The organism is Dyella dinghuensis (assembly GCF_003977615.1).
Taxonomy (GTDB): domain Bacteria; phylum Pseudomonadota; class Gammaproteobacteria; order Xanthomonadales; family Rhodanobacteraceae; genus Dyella_B; species Dyella_B dinghuensis.
Genome location: NZ_RYZR01000007.1, coordinates 283,631 through 304,818 on the forward strand (window position 1 = coordinate 283,631; position 21,188 = coordinate 304,818).

Sequence of the window (21,188 nt, forward strand, 5' to 3'; positions counted from 1 at the left end):
ACCTATGGGACTGCTCTCACGTCGTCCGCTGCAATAGCTTTTTGCTAAGCCAGCGTCGCACCGGTTCGTCGTAAAGTTTCAAACTGGCATACGCAATGGCGATCGCAGTTGCGGCAACGAGAAGCGCTGGAACCATGCCTTGCGCACCCGTGGGATTGCTCCGTGCAATCCACCCGGTATAGATGTAGATCAAGGGATAGTGGGTGATGTAGAGCGGGAAGGAGAGGTCGCCGAAGAACCGGGCGATACGTATCGAAAAACCATCGACTCGCTTTTCCCCAGCGCCTATTGCGACAACCATGGGAAACACAACGATGACGCATAAGGCGTCATAGACGCCGTTCATCCAGTGGTGCTCCGTACCGCCGAATCGTGGCAGCGACAGCGCAACGATCAATAGCAAGCTCGCGACCGCAAAGGCGTTCTTCACCTGGATGCGTGCGCCCAGTCGACAGAGGAGGATGCCGGCAAAGAACGGAAACAGAAGCCGTGCAAAACCAATGTGCAACTGAGTCGCATCGAGAGACCATCCGCCGATGAGGTCCCCGCGATCGCCAAACACAGCTAGTTGCACGAGCAACAGTGCCGCGAGAAAGACGAAAAAACTCAATGCGGTCTTCGAAAGTTTGCGTAGGCCCACCGCATACAGAATGTTGGCAATGTACTCGAAGAACAGCGACCACGCCGGACCATCCAGCGGGTGCATTTCCTGCCAGCCGCGGATGTCCATGGAAACCGGGAGAGGGAGTAGCGTGCACCCGAGTGCCATGACCAACAACATCTTCCAGACCGGCGTTCCAGCAATCAAGGGAAATGCCGGGCCTGCTTGAAAGTAGAACAGCGCGGCACCGATGAGACTTCCCATGATGACCATCGGCTGCAATCGGATGAGTCGCCGCTTATAAAATTCCCACTGTGACATGCGGCTCCAACGGTCGTCATACGCATACGCGATGACAAAGCCGGAGAGCATGAAGAAGAAGTCGACGGCGAGATAGCCGTGATTGATGATTTGTTTCGTCGCATCGCCTTGCGAAAAAGGCTCGAAAAGATGGAACGCCACCACCATAAGCGAAGCGACGCCGCGCAAGCCATCCAAGACGAGATAGTGATTCTTTGCGGGCGCGATGGCTGTGGTCGATGTGGCAGCTGCGGCAGTATCCATGGTTTCACTTTATCGTTCGTTGAATGCAAAGGCCCACGAATGTGGATGGATGACTCCCATCCAAGACGCCTCAACCCGCTACGGCTTCCGCGCGATGCACCATCACGCCGTGTTTCGAGAAAGCGCTACGCGTGGCGCGGTCTGCCGAGTGTTCGACCACCAGATGTTGAACGCGCACGAGCTCGACGACCTGATGGGTAGCTACGGCCTCCAACTTGTCGTCAGTGGCTACCACCACGGTTTCGTCGCTCGCTTCGATCATTGCGCGTTTGAACAACGCTTCCTCGCTGTCGAAACCCCACAATCCGTGCGCGACATCGATGGCGCAGGTACCGGGAAAGCACAAGTCTGCACGGACCCTTCTTACCTGTTCCACCGCCTGCGCGCCGATGACACCGCCAATGGAACGACTGATGCGGCCGCCGATCAGCAGCACGTCGAAGTCATCGCGATCCAGCAGCAGTTGCGCGATATGCGGCGCATTGGTGATCACGCTGAGCCCTAGGCCAATCGGCAGCGCTGCTGCGATCGCGACATTGGTAGTGCCCGCGTCGATCAACAACGTCTGTCCCGGTTTCACCAGGCTCACGGCTTTGCGCGCGAGCGCTTGCTTGCGTGGTTGATGCTCAACGCGCCGCTGTTTGAGCGGCGTCAGTGTGACTGCCGGCAGCAGCGCGCCGCCATATACGCGCTTGCACAAGCCTTGTGCCGCAAGCTCACGCAGATCGCGCCGGATGGAATCTTCCGATACCTCGAATGCCTCGGCCAGCTCGGCTGCTACGACACGTCCTTCATTACGCAACCGCGCCAGAATTCGTTCCTGGCGTTCCTCCGGAAGCACATTGCGATCGTCGATCGACGGTGTGGACTTAGCCATGATTTATCCCCTGTGTTCCGCCTTCGAGCACGCCGAGTTCTACCAAGCGTTCGCGCAAGCCAGCCGGGTCGCGGAACCACCAGCCATGCATGCCCAACGCTTCGGCCGCTGCCACGTTGCGTGCGGAGTCGTCGATATAAAGCGTGGTCGCGGGATCGACCGCATAGCGTTCCAGCAATCGCTGGTAGATGCGTGGATCGGGTTTTACCAGACGCTCTTCGCCGGACACCACAATGCCTTCGAACCATTGCAGGAAGGGATAAAGCCGCTGCGCGACCGGAAACGTTTCCTGCGACCAGTTCGTGAGCGCCAGCAGACGAACCCCGCGTGCCTTCAGTTCCGCCAATATCGCGACGCTGCCGTCGATCGGGCCAACCAGGGTTTCCTTCCAGCGCAAATGATAGGCGTCGATCAGCTCGGCATGCTTGGGGAAGCGTGCACGCAGCAGCGCCGTGCCTTCGGCCCACGGACGCCCGGCATCCTGCTGTTCGTTCCATTCGCTGTTGCATACTTCGCGCAGAAACCATTCCATTTGCGCTTCGTCTTCGATTAACGAGCGGTACAAGCGTCGCGGATCCCACGCGATCAGCACGTTCCCAAGATCGAAAATCACCGTATCGATACGTTTGCTCGTCACCGCACCATCCTCGCCGACAAACCCACCAATACCAGCAGCGCAGCCACTGCCACGAAAGCGGCCGGCAAACTGCTGGCATGCGCAACAAAGCCGATCAAGGCCGGTCCGCTCAGCAAGCCTACATAGCCCAACGTCGTTGCAGTAGCGATCGACACTGCCGGTGGCGCACCAGACAAACGGCCGGCTGCGCTGAACATCACCGGCACAATATTGGACGCGCCCAGACCGATCAGCACGAAGCCAAGCAATGTCGCCATCGTCAGCGGTACGCAGGCCACCAACAGAAAGCCTGTAACCGCAACGGCGGCACCCACGCGTACCGCCCATACGGGACCGTGACGCGCGATCATGCGGTCGCCGGAAAAGCGGCCGGTCGCCATCGCGACGGAAAAGCACGCATAACCGAAGCCGGCCGATGCCGGCGCCATACCGCGCACGTCGCGCAGGAACAGGGCGCTCCAATCCAGCATCGACCCTTCGGCCATGAAGCTGACGAAGCACATAAAACCCAGCAGCCATGCACGTGCGGGCGGCATACGTGGACGGCTTTTCTCCTCGACATCCACGCTGGCCGAAGACGCATCGCTGCGCAAACCATCGCGCAGCCATAACACAGTCGACGCCAGTGCGATCGCTATCGCGGTCGCAGCGCCGGGCAACGCCAATCCAAGCGCAAGCAGGCCACTCAGCAAAGCAGCACCCGACAAACCACCAACGCTGAAGAGCCCGTGGAACCCAGACATCAGGCGATCGCCACCGCGGTGCTCCACCTCGACGGCATAGGCATTCATCGCCACGTCCACTGCGCCCAGCATCACGCCGAAATAAAGCAACGTGCCGACCAGCATCGCGACGCTGGATGCATGCGCAAGCGCGGGCAACGCCACACACATCAGCAGACCGGCCGACATGATCACTGCGCGATTGCCCAGCCGGTGCGCCAGCCAACCCACGAACGGCATCGACAGCATCGAACCGCCGCCGAACGCCAGCAACACCGCGCCCAGCTGCGCATCGTCCAGTCCGAGGCGAGCCTTGACGTACGGAACCATCGGTGCCCAGGTCGACATGGCCAAACCGGAAACCAGGAAGATCAGCCGTGTCGCCCGTCGCGCAGCGGGAAGCGGAGCAGTCCCGCCGCTGATCGCGGGGAGGGCGAAAGTCGTTTTCACACGTAAGTTACCTTGTTCACATCGAGGATAAATATATATAAACGTGCAAAAACATGCAAACTCATCACCGCGCCGGCTGATCGTTCCTAATACGCTTCGCCGCCCTACATCGAAATGATTTGGCACGGAAGCTGCTTCAAAAAATGGAGATGCTTTTGGGGTTTAAGCGGAACCGCCATGGGCGTCCGCCCATGCGATTCGGGCGAGGCAATGTGTCACGTTGCGGCCAGGGGCATGGGCTATAACCATCACGAGCCAAGGCAGGACGGCATGTGACGAGGAAGTCCGGGTGTAGCGCAACAGGACGTTTTCGTAGTTGCACCATATCAATCAGGGGGAAACATGAAAGGCTTGTGCAAGCTTGTTGCATCGTTACTAGCGGCAACGGTGCTTGGCGGTTGTGCCACGGCTTATCAGCAGCGAAACATCGTCAATGGCGGCGGATACAGTGAAACGAAGGTCGACGATAACGACTATATCGTCTACTTCGACGCCAACGGCAAAACCAGCAAGGACCGCGTCTGGTATTTCTGGATCTATCGCTGCGCGCAGCTGACCCAGGAAAAGGGTTATACCTATTTTTCGCTTGCGCCCGTTCTTAGCAGCATGACTAAGACCGGCTTCGATCCGAGTGAAGATGGCCATGCGTATCCCGCCGTTCTGATGGGCGATGCCAACGGTCGTGTCATCGACGTACACGGCGGTGGTGGCGGCGGTCACGTCATGATCGTCCCTGGCGCGGTTGTAACGATCGTCTCGTGGCACTCCAAAGCTGTCGTGACGATGTACAACGAGAACAATGTTCCGCAGAAAACGTTCGTCGTACGCGCACAGTCGATACTGGATGCACTGGGCGAATACATCAGCTCGAATGGTTCGGCCACGCCACCCGATCGCACCACGATGACTAACGACGCGACATTTGCCATGGATCCGGACAATAAACTCGTCAACGTGCATCAATATCTGAAGACGCATGTCCACGCGACCACTGCACCTGCTCCTTATGCATACGCGGCTCCGCCGTATGCGATCCAGCCGACACGTGGTGGCGTGGCGGCCACGCCTCTGCCGCCCTCGTCGCCACCTGCTGATGTTGTGAGCACGCCTGTGCCGACAGCATCGCCCACGCCTGCTGTGGCGCCGGTTACTGCGTTAGGTGCAGAGACGGCCGCTCTCAATGCGCGGCCGTCGATGGCGCAGTCTGTCGCCAGGCAGTTGGGTTGCGGTGCGGTTCAACCCAATGGTGACTCGACCTATGTCGCGTCGTGCGGCTCCTACAGCGTGCTGATCAGTTGCGACGGCGATCAATGCCATCCCATGCATACGATCAATGCGAAGAGCGACGACTGACATCGCTGCGGGGTCATCCATTGCCAATTCGGTAGTGTCCGCTTGCCACAAAGGCGGACCTTTTTTCAGCTGTACGCGCCACGTTTCGTATATTTAGACAGTTTTGCGGCTAAACGAAGAAGGTCCGCTTTCGACCCAAAGCGGACGTTACCTGATAAGAGGCACGAAGGGCGGACATGTCGATGAGTGAAGAAAATCTCCCTCTTGGGCTAGCGCACGGATTGATGCTGGACAATCCGAAGATCACTATTCCATGGCAATCAGATGTAACAACGCTTTCCAGCATCGGTGACCCAACAATTTTGACGTCATCCAAAGTCACTTTCGTGTCTTGGAAGGACCGCACCGTCTTCAACGGCATTGAAGTAGATGTTCAATTTAGAAGCGACTTCAACAAAATTTTCTGGCTTGATCTAAGAGATAAGTCGCGATTCGAATCCGCCACAGCTGCTTTTTCCTATCTGCGGGAGCTGGTAGTCGAGCGGCTGGGCGAGCCTCACCTGTCTCAGATTGATGACGGCTATCCATGGGAACAGTGGAACTACGGATCAGTGCGCGTGAGTGTCCGGATTGCGGAACGTTTTGTGGAATATGTATCTTTCATGGTTTCCAAGGGACTTTAAAAATCTTTGAGCCAAATGGTTTGCTTTCGACCCAAAGCGGACATAATTCTGTGAACAGTCCATGCCGAAGGAATTCCACACAGTGACGGATACCGACGAGCCGAATGAGCTCTGGGACGAGGCAGTGATTTCAGACCTTCCTGGAAAATTGCTCTTGGTTGGCGTGACCTTCTTGGATACTGACGGCAATCCGAGCCGACAGGAGCAGTGCTGGGGGCGAGTTACCAATGTGGATCGACGAGACGGCATCGAGCTGATACTTCAGGGTAGCCGCAATGGGGAGGCCTTCAGTCTTCCGCCTGATACGCGTTGGATAAAGCCAGCTTCACGGGGTGATTACCGTCTTCGGTCTACGGGGGAGGTTGTTACAAATCCTGACTACACGGTCTCTTTCACGGTTCAGAAAAGCGAAAGTTGAATCTTCGGGGAGGGTCCGCTTCCGACCCAAAGCGGACATTCTTCATGGCTTCTAACGCCCGCCCGCCGCCCTTTCCTTCGCATCACAAATCGCGCGATGGTTTTTAACCAACTATATCCATAGTTGACAAGCCGGGCAGCCGCGTGTATCAACTACGTTCGTAGTTATTGCGGCGCGAAAACAACATGACGATTTTTCTCACCGATCGGGAAGCCGATGTCATGCGGGCGTTGTGGGAGAACGGGCCGTCGCTGGTTGCCGAAGTTCGCGAACGGTTGAACGACGATCTTGCCTATACGACTGTGCTGACCGTGTTGCGTGTGCTCGAAGGCAAAGGCTATGTGGACCACGAGGAAGAAGGGCGCGGCCACCGCTATTTTGCGGTTATCAAGGAGCAGGCTGCGCGCAAGAATGCCGTACAGCATCTGACTGACAAACTTTTCAAAGGTTCGTCCGAGTTGCTCTTCTCGCATTTGGTGTCCGAGCACAAGCTGACTTCCGAACAGATACGCCGCATGCGACAACTGCTGGCGGAACGCTCTGATAAAGAGAAGAAGTGATGACTGCCTGGATGGTGTATGTCGTTCTGGTGACGTGCGCACTGAGTGGCGCGGCGCTTGCTGCCGAACGAGCGGCGAAGATGCGCGGCGCTACGACACGTTGGGTATGGATCACAGCGCTGGTCGGCTCCTTGGTTCTACCCACAGTCATTGCCTATTCGTCGATCCATGTACCGAACACTTTCGAACCCAGCTCTCCGCCGACGATCATCGTCCTGCGCAACGCGACATCCATACCCTTGCCGATGATGCTGTCCGACTTCGACGGGTCGTGGCCTAACGACGACACATCCGGCCACATAGATACGTTGATCCGGGGTCTCTGGATAGCGGCTTCAATTTTGATGTCACTGCTTCTCTTCATGAACGCTGCACTGTTGTATCGACGCCAACGTCGCTGGCGCGAAGCACACATGTGCGGTGAATATGTTCTGGTCGCGCCTGACGCGGGACCGGCGGTGGTCGGATTGGCGCGCTCGCGCATTGTCGTGCCCGCATGGTTGTTGTCGGCGAGCGAACAGCAGCAACAATGCACGATTGCCCATGAGCGATCGCATCTGAACGCGCGCGATCCGCAACTCGTCGCGTTCGCGCTGATGTTGCTGATGCTGATGCCCTGGAACGCGCTACTGTGGTGGCAGTTCAGCCGTTTGCGCCGCGCCATCGAAGTGGACTGCGATGCCCGCGTCCTTCACAGCGGTCACGACATCGATGCCTATTGCGAAACGCTGATCCAGGTAGGCGAACATCAGTCAAGCCGCATCGCAGTAGCGCCAGGAATGGCTGACTCCGCTTCATTCCTTGAATTTCGGATACGCCATATGTTGCGCGAGCCAAAAAGGTGGGCGCGCGTGACAGCGGTGGCGCTGGTGTGCGTCGCGTTGGGCATGGCGACATTCGCTGCGCAGGTAACGCCTCCCGAGACGGATCACCGGCAGACGAATGCATCCGTCGTGCTGAGCAGCGATATGCTCGACCGCTACGTAGGCTTCTACCAAAACGATGCCCTCTCACTCATTACCGTGACGCGCGATGGCGACGGTCTCGACGTCAGCGTCAGTGGAGAGATCGGTGTTCCAAAACCCTTCCATATCGTTCCCATCAGCGAGACAGAATTCGCCGTGCGGGGCGATAACCCTCTAGGCGTATCTCTGTTTCCCGGGGATAAGCGTATCGATCCCACCGTGAACTTCGTCACGGACAATCAAGGGCACGCTCTGCGGTTTGTCGCAAGCCAGAACGGGCACGTTACCTTCGACCAGCCGCGCATCGACAAGGCGACTGCCGATCGGATCAATGCCGTACTCGCCGCCCGTATCAAAGCGCAGAAACCATTCTCCGGCAGCGAAAAAGCGTTGCGACTGCTCCTGAGCGATCCCGACAGCGGCGCAGGCATGGGCGATGGCCTGGCCTGGGTACGCGCCCACAACAAGGCTTCGAGAGAGAAATTTCTCGCCGAACTCGGGCCGGTCGAATCCTACACATTCAAAGGTGTCACCAAGTTCGGTTCGGATGACTACCTCGTCAAGCGAAAGAACGCGACGGAAACCGTATTGCTGATCGTCGACGAGCAAGGAGTTCTGGTAAGCGCTCTCCAATACGACTCTCGCAGCCGGTTTGCCCAGATGGATCTCCTACCGGGGAGCTGACCGGCGTCTAGCCCGAACGTAATCCAGCTGTGGCCATGGCGAATGGCCGCAATGATGCCCTTGTACTTTTTTCAGGACCGATGACATGAAATGCAAAACACCACGTCGCGCTGAGTATCGATGGGTCAACGTTTGGTTGTTGTTGATCGCTTTCACCGGCATCGTTTCGCTGCCTGCGAGCGCTGCGGACATCAAGCCTGGTGCTCGCACTGGCGTATTGCAGGGTGCGTTGTATCGCATCGATATCCCTGAAAACTGGAATGGCGGCCTGGTGATGGTGATGCACGGCTACCAGCCCGTTGGCGGAAGGATAACGACACCGATGACGGCGGCCGATGCCACGCCGGTCTTTCTCAAGCAAGGCTACGCCGTTGCGCAAAGCCAATACGCGTCGCAAGGCTGGGCCGTGGCTGACGCAATTGCCGACACCGAACGTCTTCGCGAGTATTTCGTCCACACCATTGCACAGCCGACCCGCACCTATATCTACGGCTTCTCGCTGGGCGGCCTGGAGGTTGCGGCAAGCATCGAACGTTACCCGCACGCTTACAACGGTGCCTTGATAACATGCGGCGCAACCCTCTCGACGACCGAATTCGTCTCCCGCGTTGTTGTTACACCGTTGCTGGCCTTCGACACACTGATTCCTGGCGTCCTGCCCGATCTGGCCGCACCCGGCTCACCGCCCGTCGTTCCCCGAGACGTCTTCGCCAAGGCGTTGCAAGCGCATCCGGTGCAGGCCGCTCTGCTGGAAAAGCGATTGCAGGAAACGGCCGATACGCTTCCGGGCGAGCTGTGGCTCTATTACTTTGCGCTGCGCGAGATGGAACAGCGTGCCGGAGGCCTGCCGTTGGACAATCGCCAGACCGTTTATCACGGCTTCGGCGACGACAACGCTTTCAACCGCAAGGTGCACCGCTACGCCGGCTCACCTGCCGCCATCGCCTATGCCCAACGCAACGTCACCTTGACCGGCCAGATTGATATACCGCTGGTGATGCAGTGGAACGTGTTCGACCCAACCATTCCCGGGCGCTTTCACGACATCTATCCCGAGCAGGTGCGCGCAGCGGGCCACGGCAAGCTGCTGACCATCCTCGCGCCAGTCGGCCAGACGCATTGCAACTTCACCGATGCGCAGACCGATGAGGCATTCGAGGCGCTACTGCGCAAGACAGGGGTAGGCGGTTGAGTTTTTTCGTCGTCCAAGCTTGATTGGATTGGCTGTTATAGCACCACGCTGAAATGACGGATGCCCAAATTTCCGGAGACATGACACATGCGATCAGCCACAATTCGTCTAGCTTCCAGTCTTGCTGTCTTCTTTCTTGCCGGTCTCTCGACGCCAACCTTTGCCCAGTCCGATAACGGACCGACAAATTCGAAAGACCCCGCATTGGCAAGACTCGACAGCTTTGCGTCGGCGTTGACCAAGGAAGATAAATTCTCCGGCGTTGTACTGGTCGCCCGCGACGGCCATATCCTGTTCGAGAAGGCCTACGGCAAGCGCGATGCCAAAGGCAACGATCCGATTACGCTGGATACGCGCTTCAACCTTGCCTCGGCCGGCAAGATGTTCACGAGTGTCGCGGTGCTCCAGCAAATCGCGGCGGGAAAACTCTCGCTGGATACCCATGTCGGCGACGTGCTGAAGGATTATCCGAACCGAAGCTTTGCCGACACGGTGACCGTCCGCGAACTGCTGACGCATACCAGTGGTGCGGACGATGTCCCTCTGCTTGGAAATGAAAATGCGGCCAACCGCGCACATGTATACAGTGTCGCCGACATGGTTGCGCTGGCGAGCAAGCAGCCACCGGACTTTCCGCCGGGCACCAATCAGCACTACAGCAATTTCGGTTTTGTTGTTCTAGGCCGCATGGTCGAAGTCGTTTCGGGCGAGGACTATCAGACATACCTGCGCCGCCACATCTTCGAACCCGCCGGCATGACGCGTACCGGATTTATCGATTGCGCGACAAAAGATTCGGATCTCGCCGTGGGTTACACCGTCGACGATGGCAAGCTCGTGTTCAATTGCGAAACCTTGCGTGGTTTTCCAGCGGGCGGCGAGGCATCCACCGCCGGCGACATGTATCGCTTCGTTCAAGCCTTGCAGTCCGGCAAGCTCATTCCGCCCGCGCTGTTCGCGCAGGCAACCAAGACCTATCGCATGTTCATGGGCCTGGGCTTCTTTGCGACGGACTACGGTCCCAACATTCCTGAGCGCGACTTTCGCTGGGGCCACGGCGGCAGCGCTGGCGGCGTATGCACCGACATACGCACCTATCCGCATACCGGAGAAACCATCATCACGCTCAGCAACCAAAACCCACCGAACTGTTTCCCTGTCGCAAGCTTTCTCCATTTAGATTACGCAAAAACCCATCAGGAAAACTAGCCAAGCGAAATCTATGGTATCGGCGTGATGTCCGCTTTCGACCCAAAGCGGACCTTTTCCGCATTCGCTTTGAAGCAGCAAGAAGAGGTAAAAAAATGATCGACCATGTCTACATCTCCGTCACCGACATCGACAAGTCGCTGGCGTTCTATTCTCAAGCCCTGAAGCCGCTCGGCTGGAGCCTGTTCGGCAACTACGCCGCTGCTTCAGGTCCCGATAGCGTCCCGGATCTATACGGCATTGCTGATGATGCGTATCTCAGCGGGCAGGCGGTCGGATCAAGCATCTGGCTACGGCAACGCAAGCCCGGAGAGACGGGGCTCTACATCGGGATCGTCTGCGATACCAATGAATTGGTCGGCGCCGCCTACGCGGCTGCCATCAAAGCCGGTGGCACCGACGAAGGTGAACCAGCAGATCGTACCTACTTTGCCCGAGGCTACTACGCAGCTAACGTCGCCGACTTCGATGGAAACCGTATTGAGTTCGTGCATAAAGCATGGAACCCAAAGCGGCACCCGTAGCCATTGAACAAGAAGGGATCACCTCTATCTCTTTTATGTACGCTAGAACCGTACGGTCGGTAATAATCCAGGGCAACATTGCGGACGGGATGATTGCGCGGACATTCTTGGAATGCCCGCTTCCGACCCGAAGCGGACGTTCTTCGCTTCTAGTTGTCACCTGACGCGCCTGTGCGTCGAAGTCTTTAGCGTCGTTGCTGCTCAGCGTGATGGCTAAGGGGTGGCAGCCGCGATGCCATCGAGCTGCGCAATCGCTTCCGCTGGAAGCTTCAGATCTGCTGCGTGGAAATTCTGATGTAAATGCTCGACGGAGGAAGTTCCAGCGATTAGTAGAATATTCGGCGATCGTTGAAGCAGCCACGCCAACGCTACTTGACGCGTCGTCGCCCCCACGCTGTGCGCGACACTGTCCAAGACAGGAGAGTTCAGGGGACGAAACCCGCCGAGCGGGAAAAACGGTACGAAGGCAATCTGCTTTGCCGCCAAGTCGTCGATGAGGCCGTCATCGTTCCGGTGAGCAAGGTTGTAGTGGTTCTGGACGCAGACGATCTCAGTGATCTTGCTGCCTTCATTGAACTGTGCGTGTGAGATGTTGCTGAGGCCGATATGACGGACCAGACCTTGCTGCTTCAACTCAGCCAACACTGAAAGAGGGGCTTCTACCGAACTGTCGTCGGGCCCAAACTGGCCGCCGAGCCGAAGGTTGACGATGTCCAGCGCATCAAGGCTCAGGTTTCGCAGGTTGTCATGGACGGCGTCGATCAACTCCTGACGCGATAGCGCCTTCGGCCAGGATTTGTCCGCTCCGCGGCGTGCGCCGACCTTGGTTACGATGGCGAGGTTCGTCGGATAAGGATAAAGCGCTTCTTTCAGAATCCGATTGGCGACATGCGGCCCGTAGTAGTCGCTTGTATCGATATGGTTCACGCCACATCGAACCGCCTCACGGACGACGGCGGTGACCGCCTCACGATCCTTGGGCGGGCCCCAGGCGATCGGCCCGCTGAGGTGAATTGCGCCATAGCCGATGCGCTTAAATGTGAGGCTCGTTCCTGTCGGCGTGTAGGTGCCGCCGAGGTTCACGTTCCGGGTCTGGGAATTCATCACGGCTCCGCTCGCAGTGAAATTAACAGCTAACACATATAAACTTACATTCGTTAGTTTATATGTGTCAAGGTCCCTCTTGGTGTTCGCTGGGTCCGCTTTTCGGGCCATGGCCGTGTAAGGGTTACGGGTGCTAGGTTAAGAGGCGGCGTTCGACTGACGATGCGGCGCGCCATCAGGAGCATTGAGGGCTTAATGACGAAACGACAGCGCAACGCCAGGGGCGAAGGCGGCCAATTGCGCCAGGACATCCTTGGTGCCGCCATCGCTCTGATCGATCGGGCGGGATCAAGCGAAGCAGTGTCACTACGAGCTGTCGCCAAGGAAGTCGGCATCGCAGCACCGTCGGTCTATGCCCACTTCCCTGATCGCGACGCGTTGTTGCTCGCCGTCCTTCAGCAGTTATTCGATGAACTTATAGCGCTGCGAAGTGAGGCAGAAGAACGCGCCGCCGCGGCGGGTGGCGGAGCATGGCAGCAATTGCGTGCGGGCGCATTCGCAACAGTGCACTTTGGATTGCAGAGACCGGGGCACTACAAGATGCTCTACGAGGGCCGGGTGGTGTCGGGCCTGAGCGACCCGATGGCGGCCGCTTTCGGTCGCCCAATCCAACTGCGTGTTGCCGGGCTGATCAGAGAAATTCTCGAGGGTATGCCCGAGCGCGAGAACGACGATGCAGAACGCCTCGCGTTGCTTATATGGGCCGGCACTCATGGCGTTATCTCGCTTCAGATCAACAAGCCAACATTGCGTTGGCCTAAAGCAACGGATTTAGTCGAAGACCTCATGCGCGCTGTTATTCGGCCGGCTAACTCAGGCGTTAGCCCATAGAGCAACCAACACACACTCCGATGAGCCAAGAACAGCATCCAACATCGCTGCACGGTTCCTGCCATTGCGGCTCAGTGCGACTCACGCTGCCGAGAGCCCCCGACACGGCAACCAGTTGCAACTGTTCGCTATGTCGGCGCACAGGAGGCATATGGGCCTATTACGAATTTGGCTCGGTCTCTATCCAAGGCCATCCAGAGAATACGGAAAGCTATGTGTGGGGCGATCGAACCCTGAGGAATGTTCGGTGCAAGAACTGCGGCATCGTCACTCATTGGGAGCCGATTGAGTCAACGCCCGGCGCTCGCCACGGCGTAAACCTGCGGAATTTTAAACCGGTGCTCTTGGAGTCGGTAGTCATTAGACGCTTCGATGGGGCAGACACTTGGAAATTCCTAGATTGAGCGCCTGCCGCCTTTCGCACCAAGCACTCAGAAATTCGCGGGCGCTGCCTACCAATTCGATCAAAGCGGGTGGCTTCGTCGCCGCTTAACGCAAGCTCCGCTTTCGACCCGAAGCAGACATAAGTGGGAATGACTTTTTGGACACCATTGCCGAGTATCGGCCACTATGTCAGAACAAGCAGATGCTGCTGGTTACAAAACGCTTATCGACCAATTTGCGAATGAAACGCGCAATGGCGATTTCATTGGCAGGTGCGCTGATTGGGATTGGCCGAAAGATTGCGGGTGATGCGGCTCGAAGCGTGCAAGTGCGAGATTTCCATATTGAAGTTATGCATACAGCCAGGGGGTGGCATGTACAAACGTATTGTTGTGATAGGGCTTGTAGCGGCCATGCTTGGCGCGTGTGGCAGAGGAAATGTTCGTGCCAGTGACGGATTACAAGTCGATGCAGATTCTGCGTTACTCGTGCTTGGCGTGAATCATCACTATCTCGTTCAAATGACCCGTGGGCCGATCGTTGGCAATACTTGGACACTTCCATGGCGGAACGCAGCCGTGGTGGATACCTTTCCGGATGAGAGCGGCTATATCGTCGTAAAGGTCAAACCAACGACAGACGCAGAAAAGCTGGGTCTATCGAGGGTATTTCCCGACCTATTGCATCCCTATGGTCCGTGCCAAGGCTACAAAACTCCGGTTTTCATGTTACGAGCGGGCACGATTACTTACGCCGGTGATCTGGACTACAACTTCGATGGATCGCAGTTACGTTTTTCAGTCACGTCGGATGTTGAAAAGGCGCGTGCTTACCTAAAGTCCAAATATTCGAACGCCGAGCCACTTGAATTTCGTCCAATGGAACTCTTGACGGTAAATAGCGGCTTCTGTCAGACAAAAACATTAATGGTCCCAATCTTCATTCCTGCGACAAGACGTTGATGGTGCGTGGCCACGCACGCGCATAATTGATAGAAACGCTGGCGTAGCCACGTCCGCTTTCAACCCGAGGCGGACCTTGGGAAATACGAATCTGAGGCCTCTGCACCGGATTTTTAGCAGGACGTAGGCCGGGTATAGATTTAGCGGCATGCGCCGCCAGTGCGCGCAGATGTACAACCGGGGCCGCAAGTCCGCCTGTATAGTTGTTTGACGGTAATTGCGCGCCTCTAAATTGTTCCACATACGTAGGAGGGTAGCGTCCATGAGACACGGTACTTTCACGCGCCCGAGTGCCTGGATTCCCTTGGCGATGTCTTTCGCGGCTTTTTGTATTGTCGTTGGGGACATTGTTTTCTTTGGAGCCGCCCGCGAGCGAGATGAAGGTACTGCTGCGCATCTATTCCAGCTTCTCATTGCCAGCGAGATCCCCATCATGGCGTTCGTCGCAGTCAAATGGCTTAGGCATGCTTGGAAAGACGCATTGGTGGTATTGGTTTCGCAGGCCCTGGCGATTGCGGCGGCAATCGCTCCTGTTTTGTATTTTAATTTGTAATGGGGCCATGACTTTGGCGGCCATCCCTAAGATTGCCTTTTCTACGAGATAAAAGTTACTGCGGCCTTTTTCTCGCTACCCTTTTTAAGAAGACCAACAACGAGTAAACATGAAGTCTCACATGTCTATCGTTGCACTAGCATTGATGGCGTTGCCGTTGCTTGCCCATGCCTCTTGCGATGCCGTGAAATCCGATATCGACGCAAAGATCAAAGCACACGGCGTTAATAACTACAGTTTGGAAGTCGTGCCTGCCGATGATGCAGATAAAAGCGAAGGCAAAGCGGTCGGGCTATGCGAAGGCAACAAAATCATTGTGTATTCCCGCGGGCAATCCAAGGTAAGCGCTGAGAACTCAAACAGTGCGCTGCCTGTGCAGCCCGCTGCTCCGACTCGATCTGGCCAAACCGGAGGGTGATCGTAGGTAGTTCGGGAAGAAGCAGACGTTAGCCCTCAGGGGAGGGAGTGTGTTGATTGAGTCCTTGAAATTCGCCGACTGGGGAACAGCTTTTCTCTTCGCATGCTGGTCGTTCGTGTTGATGGTTATCATTGCCAACAGGCTCAGCCATCGATTTGAAAATGAGGGATCGCAAATATTGATCCGCAGGGTCTCAAGGGGCCTTGGGTGGTTCCTGTTAATAACTTTCACGTTGGGAGTTAATCATGGCGTTAAGTTGATGGCCAACTTAACGAGTAATTAGGTCGCGATCGCTTCGGACCCAAAGCCGACATAGCGACTTCAATCCCAAACTGCGGTCAATTCAGATACGGAAGTAGTGAAGTGGGGTATTAAAGTGTTATCGATCGTAGGGTGATATAACTCATGACTATATTCGGGTCGTTGTTGACGTTGAAAAGAGTTGGCGTCGTATTGGTAGTCATTATGAGTTTGATGATTGGCGGCCTCATCGGCCCCTCTGTGACACATGCCAAGACCGTTAACCAAAAGCCCTGCGACATCTACGCAGCTTGGAATACGCCATGTGTCGCCGCGCACAGCACGGTTAGATCGCTATACGCCAACTATTCTGGTCCGTTGTATCAGTTAAAGAGAGCTTCGGACGGCGCCGTCCGCAACATCGGGGTACTCGCAGACGGTTACGCGAATGCTGCGACACAAGATGCGTTCTGCGCAGGCACGACCTGCGTCATCACCAAAATTTACGATCAGTCGCCTAAGCACAACGACCTCACGATCAGCCTCGGCGGACGTTATAAAGGCACCGGCTCCGACGGGTCCGACCTCGGTGCCGTGGCAGACGCGCTGCCCATCACGGCAGGCGGCCATCAAGTCTATGGCGTCTCGATTTCACCGGGAATGGGGTACCGTAATAACCGGACTTCAGGCGTCGCCGTGAGAGGAAAACCGGAAGGTATGTACATGGTTTCGTCTGGCACTCACTTCAATTCAGGGTGCTGTTTCGACTATGGCAACGCTGAAACGAGCGGCATGGACACGGGCGCCGGTCATATGGATGCCGTCAACGTCACTAAAGATTTGTCGTGGGTGGACTGCCGCAACGCACCGGGGCTTGGCGTGCAGGCCGACTTGGAAAACGGCTTGTTTCACTGGAACAAACGAAGCTGCCATCCTGCAACAAATGTCATTGGCGCTCCTCCGTTCCTATCAGCGTGGTTGAAGAACAACGGTCAAACGTCCTTTGTACTGAAGTGGGCTGACGCACGGTCGGGGAAACTCAATACCATCTATGCCGGAGTGCTTCCCGCGGGCTATGCGCCCATGCATCAAGAAGGTGCGATCATCCTGGGCATCGGCGGAGATAACAGCCATGCCTCCGCTGGTTCCTTTTTCGAAGGCGCAATGACGGCCGGCTTTCCAACCGACAGTGCCGACAACGCTGTACAGTCCAGCATTGTCGCCGTCGGCTATGGCGCGCGCACTGGCCTGTCGGGAGTGTTAACGCCCGGCGCGGAAATTTCGCTGCGAGCGACGACAGCATGCTGCACGGGCGATTATGTCCGTAACCAGAATGGTGCGGCGATGATCACACCCATCACGTCGAACAGTGCTGAGCAAGACAAGGGTGACGCAACCTGGATCATCCGCCATGGTCTCGCCGACAACGCATGCGTTTCCTTCGAATCGAGAAACAATCCTGGTGCCTTCCTTCAGTTGCAAAACTCCGTTCTGCGTGTACAGCCATTCGACGGCACTACGCAGAGTCGGTCTGACGCAACATTCTGTACGCAAGTGGGAAAGAACGGCAGAGGAAGTTCCTTCAACTTGGTAAATGATCCCAAGAAATACATTCGCCACTACTACGGCAAGGTTTACGCCGCTAACGACGGGGGCGGTAAAAATTCCTGGGACACTACGGCGCATTGGATCGACGACGTAAGCTTCATCGTCGGTCCGCCTTGGGCGCCGTAGCCCTGATCACTCATCAGCGAACCTGCGCACCCCCGTAGTCAGCAGCATTATCGGTGATGTGTAGAGCTGCGCTTTGTATCGTTCTGATGTCTGTTTTCGACCCAAAGCGGACATGATGGATAACCGGATGTGCACGTCCGTCTATTAAGTAGTTCGGCTGGAGAGTTCCGATGGATTACACGTCAGCGATCACGGAGTTGCTTTCTCAGCACGGGTTCCGCCGCTTCACGATGTCTCACACCATAGCTGGACACCTGCGGCTGGTCGGGCATCTCGACGGCCGGCGAGCCGACATCGTGCTCGACACCGGAGCAGCCAGCACCGTCGTTGATCTGAGCTACTGTCGATCCGAAGGAATTGCCGTAAGGGATACCGGAAAGCTCGGGTTTGGCGGGGTAGAAGGTAGAACCCCTCACTTATATGCGCTGGACGATGTTCGGTTGACTCTCGACGGACTACCGATCCGATCCGACGGCATTTGCGTGATTGATCTGATCCACATCAACCAAAAGCTGATGAGTAGGGGAGCTGACCCCATCCACGCCATCCTCGGTGCGGATGTCCTGCGCCATCATCAGGCGGTGATCGACTATGCGACACAGGCTCTTTTCCTGAAAGAAGAGCCTGCCTGACTATTCGTTCAAGCGGATGGCTGCGGGCGTTGCGGCATCATGCTGCGTACGGGGACAGCCGCCGCATAACTCAGGCGTTGAATGTTCGCTTTCGGCTCAACGCGGACATATCAGTGACAGCGTGATCGTTACGATGCCTTGTGTGCGTTCTTGCAATAAAAGCCCGCTTTTAACGGGTCAAGCGATACTCTATGTAGTATCGATCTAGTGATTTTTTGGGGGCGAACCAATGCATCCTGTCGAGATATTCGAGCTCGTTCTGGTTCTGCTCGCTGTTGTGGTCGCACTGCATTGGGTGGCGCGACGCCTACGTCTCCCACCGGCCACCGCGCTGCTCGTCGGCGGCGGCGTCCTTGCATTTGTGCCCAGATTGCCGCCGTTCGCGATCGATCCTTCACTGATCCTGGTGCTATTTCTCCCGCCTTTGCTGATGGATGGGGCGTACTTCACTGCTTTCGGCCGCTTCCGGCGGCACCTGCCGGGAATACTGTCACTCGCCGTCGGCGCGGTTGTGTTCACCACGCTGGGAGTTGGTGTCGTTGCTCATTGGCTCGTCCCGAGCCTCCCATGGGCTGCCTGCTTTGCCCTCGGAGCTATTGTTTCGCCACCCGATGCTGTATCGGCTCGTGCTGTGCTTCAGCGAGTGAAGATTCCCCGACGGCTGTCGGCGCTGTTAGAAGGGGAAAGCTTGCTCAACGATGCAACGGGTCTGGTGCTTTTTCGATTCGCCGTCGCGGCAACGCTGAGCGGCGCGTTTGATGCCGGTGCAGCCGTCTCGAATTTCGTTTTTCTTGCCCTCGGTGGAATCATTGCCGGCCTCGCCGTGTCGGCGATGTGGATCTTCGTCGTGCGGCGTCTGGGCGATCAAACGCTGATCATTATGGCCAGCACGCTCATGTGCTGGGTTGCTTATATTGTCGGCGAGGCAGCCCATGTTTCTGGCGTGATAGCGACAGTCGTCGCGGGGCTTGTGCTCGGCTGGTACCAGCATGTCATCTTCCCGGCACAGGTTCGGCTTCGCGGCAGCGCCTTCTGGGAGACAATGGTGTTTGTTCTGGAAGCCCTCGTCTTCATCCTTATAGGTTTTTCGCTGCGCGGCGTGCTTGATCGAGTCGGCGGGATCGAGGCTGTCTCCAACACGATGGCTGTCCCCGTCCTTGGTGTCGTGTTCACGGTTACAGTGACGCGCTTTGTCTGGGTCTTTGGCGTCGACGGCCTGCTTGCCGCGCTCCGAAGCATGGGCTTGAAACGTGCGCGGCCGCTTGGATTGCGGCAAGCAACGGTGCTGAGTTGGGCCGGCATGCGAGGAGTCGTGACGTTGGCGGTCGCGCTCACATTACCTGCATCCATGCCAGGCAGAGATCTGATGCTTGTCACCGCTTTCGCCGTGATCTTCGCGACTGTCGTCATGCAAGGTACGAGCTTGGGTTGGCTCATCAACGTGGTTCGGCCAGTTGATCAAGATGCCTTGGCGAAAATGCATCTGGCCGCCTCTGAAGCAGCCATTGCCCGCGCCATGGCCGAGGCAGTCGAATTGCATGCCTACGCGCCAGATGGAACGTTGATCCATCCTCGCCTGTTAGAGGAGTATCGCAAGCGCTCGGAAGTGACGACGCGTTACGCCGAAGACGCGGACGTGTTTATGGAGGGCGTTCGAGCGCATTTCGACGTCGTTCTTATTGCACTTGCCGCCGGTCGCAACGAGCTGATCCGCATTCACCGCGCTGGACTCATTGAAGACGAAGTTCTTCATGAGCTCGAACGCGATCTGGATGTCGAGGAATTGCGCATCATTCTGCAACGTGGCAATTAATCGCCGGCCGGAAAATACGCGCCGTACAGATGATTTTTGAGCGAGTTATCTTGGTTTCACTCATGGATGGTCGGTTGTTGATATGAGTACTCGTTGCTGGTACCGGGTAGATTTAGTGAAAGAACCAATGTCCGCTTTCGACGCAAAGCGGACATTGAGAAGCCCGCAACAGTGAGGGTTTAATAGCCTTAAAGTCACAGGGAAGACTTGAGGCTAGACCGCCGATCGCGCTGATCTGCTCTATGTTTGCCGTTCTGGCAACGAGTTAGAAGCGCATGGATCAAACGTTTGTGCCAGCTTTACTGCAGATACTGCCGACGACGTCGATTTTCGACATTCCCGTTCGTCTTTTCGATGGGGGCCGATAAGACCGAATCAAAGAAGGATTACGAAAGATGATCACTGTATTTGGTGAAGGAAGAGGTTTCCGCGTCATCTGGCTGCTGGAGGAGATGGGGCTCGCGTACCGGCTAAGGCCGGTGAATCTTCTGGCTGGCGTCGAGAAGGATGCAGAGTTCCTGGCCATCAACCCTGCCGGTTTCATTCCCGCGATTCAGGACGGCGACGTCACGATGGTCGAGTCCATTGCGATCATGGAATACGTGATGGCTCGCTACGGGCCAACGCCGCTCGCGCCCAGCCCACACGATCCTGTTTTCCCCGCTTACCAACAGTTCCTGCACCTCGGTGAAGCCGGCCTCGCGGCCTCGATCTACTTCGTCGTTGGTGCGCGCAATTTTGCGCCGGAGTACGAGCGGCAGAACTGGAGCGCTGGCCAAGCGCTAAGCGTTTTCGAGAGCCGGTTAACTCTGGTGACGCGGCAGCTTGCACGCACGTCTTATCTTGCTGGCGAGACGTTCACCGCCGCCGACATTTCGGTGACCTACGCCCTGGAGTTGGCCATAACAAGTGGAGGCGTTACCTTGAGCGAAGTAGAGCACTCTTATATGGCTCGCACCCGTGCACGCGAAGGCTACAAGCGCGCTATGGAAACATGTCAATCCAGAAAGGCATGGCTCGCCAAGGCGGTATAGCTGGTCACCGTGTTGTGGCCGGCCAAGTTTGTAAGCAGGCGGGGAATGTTCGCTTTTGCCCAGGGCGGACATTACTGGGGCAAGGGGAATTGCGGCCCACTTAT

General features: G+C 56.8%; 21 protein-coding genes. 16 read left to right on the forward strand and 5 right to left on the reverse strand.

All coding sequences use genetic code 11. The annotated features are described in order from the left end of the window. Positions 1 to 16: 16 nt before the first annotated feature. From EKH79_RS15090 to EKH79_RS15105, 4 genes are all read right to left on the reverse strand, one after another. Entirely contained in the window at positions 17 to 1,165 is a 1,149-nt protein-coding gene (locus tag EKH79_RS15090; protein WP_126674654.1) for an acyltransferase family protein, read from the reverse strand. Between the two features lie 70 nt (positions 1,166 to 1,235). Beyond that, entirely contained in the window at positions 1,236 to 2,042 is an 807-nt protein-coding gene (locus EKH79_RS15095) for a DeoR/GlpR family DNA-binding transcription regulator (protein WP_126674655.1), read from the reverse strand. Next, positions 2,035 to 2,679 carry an HAD family hydrolase gene (locus tag EKH79_RS15100; RefSeq protein ID WP_199754349.1) on the reverse strand — a complete coding sequence of 215 codons (645 nt, stop codon included), beginning with the start codon at positions 2,677 to 2,679 and terminating at the stop codon, positions 2,035 to 2,037. Before EKH79_RS15100 ends, EKH79_RS15095 begins: the two co-directional genes overlap by 8 nt. Beyond that, positions 2,676 to 3,851, reverse strand: a complete 1,176-nt coding sequence (locus EKH79_RS15105; RefSeq protein ID WP_233590344.1) for an MFS transporter — start codon at positions 3,849 to 3,851, stop codon at positions 2,676 to 2,678. Before EKH79_RS15105 ends, EKH79_RS15100 begins: the two co-directional genes overlap by 4 nt. 342 nt (positions 3,852 to 4,193) lie before the next feature. Here EKH79_RS15105 and EKH79_RS15110 point away from each other — a divergent pair, with 342 nt between their 5' ends. The 7 genes from EKH79_RS15110 to EKH79_RS15140 all read left to right on the forward strand — a co-directional run bounded on the left by EKH79_RS15110 (position 4,194) and on the right by EKH79_RS15140 (position 11,379). Beyond that, positions 4,194 to 5,204, forward strand: coding sequence for a CC0125/CC1285 family lipoprotein (locus tag EKH79_RS15110; protein WP_126674656.1), 1,011 nt, complete (start codon positions 4,194 to 4,196; stop codon positions 5,202 to 5,204). 176 nt (positions 5,205 to 5,380) lie between these two features. Continuing rightward, positions 5,381 to 5,827 (forward strand): hypothetical protein, encoded by a 447-nt coding sequence (locus EKH79_RS15115; RefSeq protein WP_126674657.1) that lies wholly within the window; start codon positions 5,381 to 5,383, stop codon positions 5,825 to 5,827. Positions 5,828 to 6,430: 603 nt separating this feature from the next. Continuing rightward, entirely contained in the window at positions 6,431 to 6,805 is a 375-nt protein-coding gene (locus EKH79_RS15120; RefSeq protein WP_126674658.1) for a BlaI/MecI/CopY family transcriptional regulator, read from the forward strand. Next, positions 6,805 to 8,454, forward strand: coding sequence for a M56 family metallopeptidase (locus EKH79_RS15125; protein WP_126674659.1), 1,650 nt, complete (start codon positions 6,805 to 6,807; stop codon positions 8,452 to 8,454). Before EKH79_RS15120 ends, EKH79_RS15125 begins: the two co-directional genes overlap by 1 nt. An 85-nt stretch (positions 8,455 to 8,539) precedes the next feature. After that, on the forward strand, positions 8,540 to 9,646 hold the full coding sequence (locus tag EKH79_RS15130; protein ID WP_233590345.1) for a tannase/feruloyl esterase family alpha/beta hydrolase: 1,107 nt from the start codon (positions 8,540 to 8,542) through the stop codon (positions 9,644 to 9,646). Positions 9,647 to 9,733: 87 nt separating this feature from the next. After that, the gene (locus tag EKH79_RS15135; RefSeq protein ID WP_126674660.1) at positions 9,734 to 10,855 is read left to right on the forward strand and encodes a serine hydrolase domain-containing protein; all 1,122 of its coding nucleotides are present in this window, start codon (positions 9,734 to 9,736) and stop codon (positions 10,853 to 10,855) included. Between the two features lie 95 nt (positions 10,856 to 10,950). Further along, positions 10,951 to 11,379: a VOC family protein gene (locus EKH79_RS15140; RefSeq protein ID WP_158621264.1), complete on the forward strand. Its 429-nt coding sequence runs from the start codon at positions 10,951 to 10,953 to the stop codon at positions 11,377 to 11,379. A gap of 213 nt (positions 11,380 to 11,592) precedes the next feature. Here the strand turns inward: EKH79_RS15140 and EKH79_RS15145 are convergent, their stop codons facing one another. Continuing rightward, on the reverse strand, positions 11,593 to 12,483 hold the full coding sequence (locus tag EKH79_RS15145) for an oxidoreductase (RefSeq protein WP_126674662.1): 891 nt from the start codon (positions 12,481 to 12,483) through the stop codon (positions 11,593 to 11,595). 195 nt (positions 12,484 to 12,678) lie between these two features. On the opposite strand from EKH79_RS15145, the gene EKH79_RS15150 reads away from it, so the two are divergent. From EKH79_RS15150 to EKH79_RS15190, 9 genes are all read left to right on the forward strand, one after another. Further along, positions 12,679 to 13,314 (forward strand): TetR/AcrR family transcriptional regulator, encoded by a 636-nt coding sequence (locus EKH79_RS15150; protein ID WP_233590346.1) that lies wholly within the window; start codon positions 12,679 to 12,681, stop codon positions 13,312 to 13,314. A gap of 20 nt (positions 13,315 to 13,334) precedes the next feature. After that, positions 13,335 to 13,718, forward strand: coding sequence for a GFA family protein (locus EKH79_RS19225; RefSeq protein ID WP_126674664.1), 384 nt, complete (start codon positions 13,335 to 13,337; stop codon positions 13,716 to 13,718). A 354-nt stretch (positions 13,719 to 14,072) separates the two neighbouring features. Next, complete coding sequence (locus EKH79_RS15160) at positions 14,073 to 14,660, forward strand: hypothetical protein (RefSeq protein WP_126674665.1); 588 nt, start codon at positions 14,073 to 14,075, stop codon at positions 14,658 to 14,660. 262 nt (positions 14,661 to 14,922) lie between these two features. Next, positions 14,923 to 15,213, forward strand: a complete 291-nt coding sequence (locus EKH79_RS15165; protein WP_126674666.1) for a hypothetical protein — start codon at positions 14,923 to 14,925, stop codon at positions 15,211 to 15,213. A 121-nt stretch (positions 15,214 to 15,334) separates the two neighbouring features. Beyond that, on the forward strand, positions 15,335 to 15,631 hold the full coding sequence (locus EKH79_RS15170) for a DUF1161 domain-containing protein (protein WP_158621265.1): 297 nt from the start codon (positions 15,335 to 15,337) through the stop codon (positions 15,629 to 15,631). Positions 15,632 to 16,096: 465 nt separating this feature from the next. Then, positions 16,097 to 17,605, forward strand: a complete 1,509-nt coding sequence (locus tag EKH79_RS15175) for an alpha-L-arabinofuranosidase B (RefSeq protein ID WP_199754350.1) — start codon at positions 16,097 to 16,099, stop codon at positions 17,603 to 17,605. A 170-nt stretch (positions 17,606 to 17,775) separates the two neighbouring features. Then, complete coding sequence (locus EKH79_RS15180) at positions 17,776 to 18,237, forward strand: pepsin/retropepsin-like aspartic protease family protein (RefSeq protein ID WP_126674669.1); 462 nt, start codon at positions 17,776 to 17,778, stop codon at positions 18,235 to 18,237. A 229-nt stretch (positions 18,238 to 18,466) separates the two neighbouring features. Then, positions 18,467 to 20,050 (forward strand): Na+/H+ antiporter, encoded by a 1,584-nt coding sequence (locus EKH79_RS15185; RefSeq protein WP_126674670.1) that lies wholly within the window; start codon positions 18,467 to 18,469, stop codon positions 20,048 to 20,050. A gap of 395 nt (positions 20,051 to 20,445) precedes the next feature. Beyond that, positions 20,446 to 21,084, forward strand: coding sequence for a glutathione S-transferase family protein (locus EKH79_RS15190; RefSeq protein ID WP_126674671.1), 639 nt, complete (start codon positions 20,446 to 20,448; stop codon positions 21,082 to 21,084). Positions 21,085 to 21,188 lie beyond the last annotated feature (104 nt).

Coding starts and splice junctions, on each gene's coding strand:
- EKH79_RS15090 (WP_126674654.1), bottom strand. CDS start 1,165: ATGGATACTGCCGCAGCTGCCACATCGACCACAGCCATCGCGCCCGCA.
- EKH79_RS15095 (WP_126674655.1), bottom strand. CDS start 2,042: ATGGCTAAGTCCACACCGTCGATCGACGATCGCAATGTGCTTCCGGAG.
- EKH79_RS15110 (WP_126674656.1), top strand. CDS start 4,194: ATGAAAGGCTTGTGCAAGCTTGTTGCATCGTTACTAGCGGCAACGGTG.
- EKH79_RS15115 (WP_126674657.1), top strand. CDS start 5,381: ATGTCGATGAGTGAAGAAAATCTCCCTCTTGGGCTAGCGCACGGATTG.
- EKH79_RS15120 (WP_126674658.1), top strand. CDS start 6,431: ATGACGATTTTTCTCACCGATCGGGAAGCCGATGTCATGCGGGCGTTG.
- EKH79_RS15125 (WP_126674659.1), top strand. CDS start 6,805: ATGACTGCCTGGATGGTGTATGTCGTTCTGGTGACGTGCGCACTGAGT.
- EKH79_RS15130 (WP_233590345.1), top strand. CDS start 8,540: ATGAAATGCAAAACACCACGTCGCGCTGAGTATCGATGGGTCAACGTT.
- EKH79_RS15135 (WP_126674660.1), top strand. CDS start 9,734: ATGCGATCAGCCACAATTCGTCTAGCTTCCAGTCTTGCTGTCTTCTTT.
- EKH79_RS15140 (WP_158621264.1), top strand. CDS start 10,951: ATGATCGACCATGTCTACATCTCCGTCACCGACATCGACAAGTCGCTG.
- EKH79_RS15145 (WP_126674662.1), bottom strand. CDS start 12,483: ATGAATTCCCAGACCCGGAACGTGAACCTCGGCGGCACCTACACGCCG.
- EKH79_RS15150 (WP_233590346.1), top strand. CDS start 12,679: ATGACGAAACGACAGCGCAACGCCAGGGGCGAAGGCGGCCAATTGCGC.
- EKH79_RS19225 (WP_126674664.1), top strand. CDS start 13,335: ATGAGCCAAGAACAGCATCCAACATCGCTGCACGGTTCCTGCCATTGC.
- EKH79_RS15160 (WP_126674665.1), top strand. CDS start 14,073: ATGTACAAACGTATTGTTGTGATAGGGCTTGTAGCGGCCATGCTTGGC.
- EKH79_RS15165 (WP_126674666.1), top strand. CDS start 14,923: ATGAGACACGGTACTTTCACGCGCCCGAGTGCCTGGATTCCCTTGGCG.
- EKH79_RS15170 (WP_158621265.1), top strand. CDS start 15,335: ATGTCTATCGTTGCACTAGCATTGATGGCGTTGCCGTTGCTTGCCCAT.
- EKH79_RS15175 (WP_199754350.1), top strand. CDS start 16,097: ATGAGTTTGATGATTGGCGGCCTCATCGGCCCCTCTGTGACACATGCC.
- EKH79_RS15180 (WP_126674669.1), top strand. CDS start 17,776: ATGGATTACACGTCAGCGATCACGGAGTTGCTTTCTCAGCACGGGTTC.
- EKH79_RS15185 (WP_126674670.1), top strand. CDS start 18,467: ATGCATCCTGTCGAGATATTCGAGCTCGTTCTGGTTCTGCTCGCTGTT.
- EKH79_RS15190 (WP_126674671.1), top strand. CDS start 20,446: ATGATCACTGTATTTGGTGAAGGAAGAGGTTTCCGCGTCATCTGGCTG.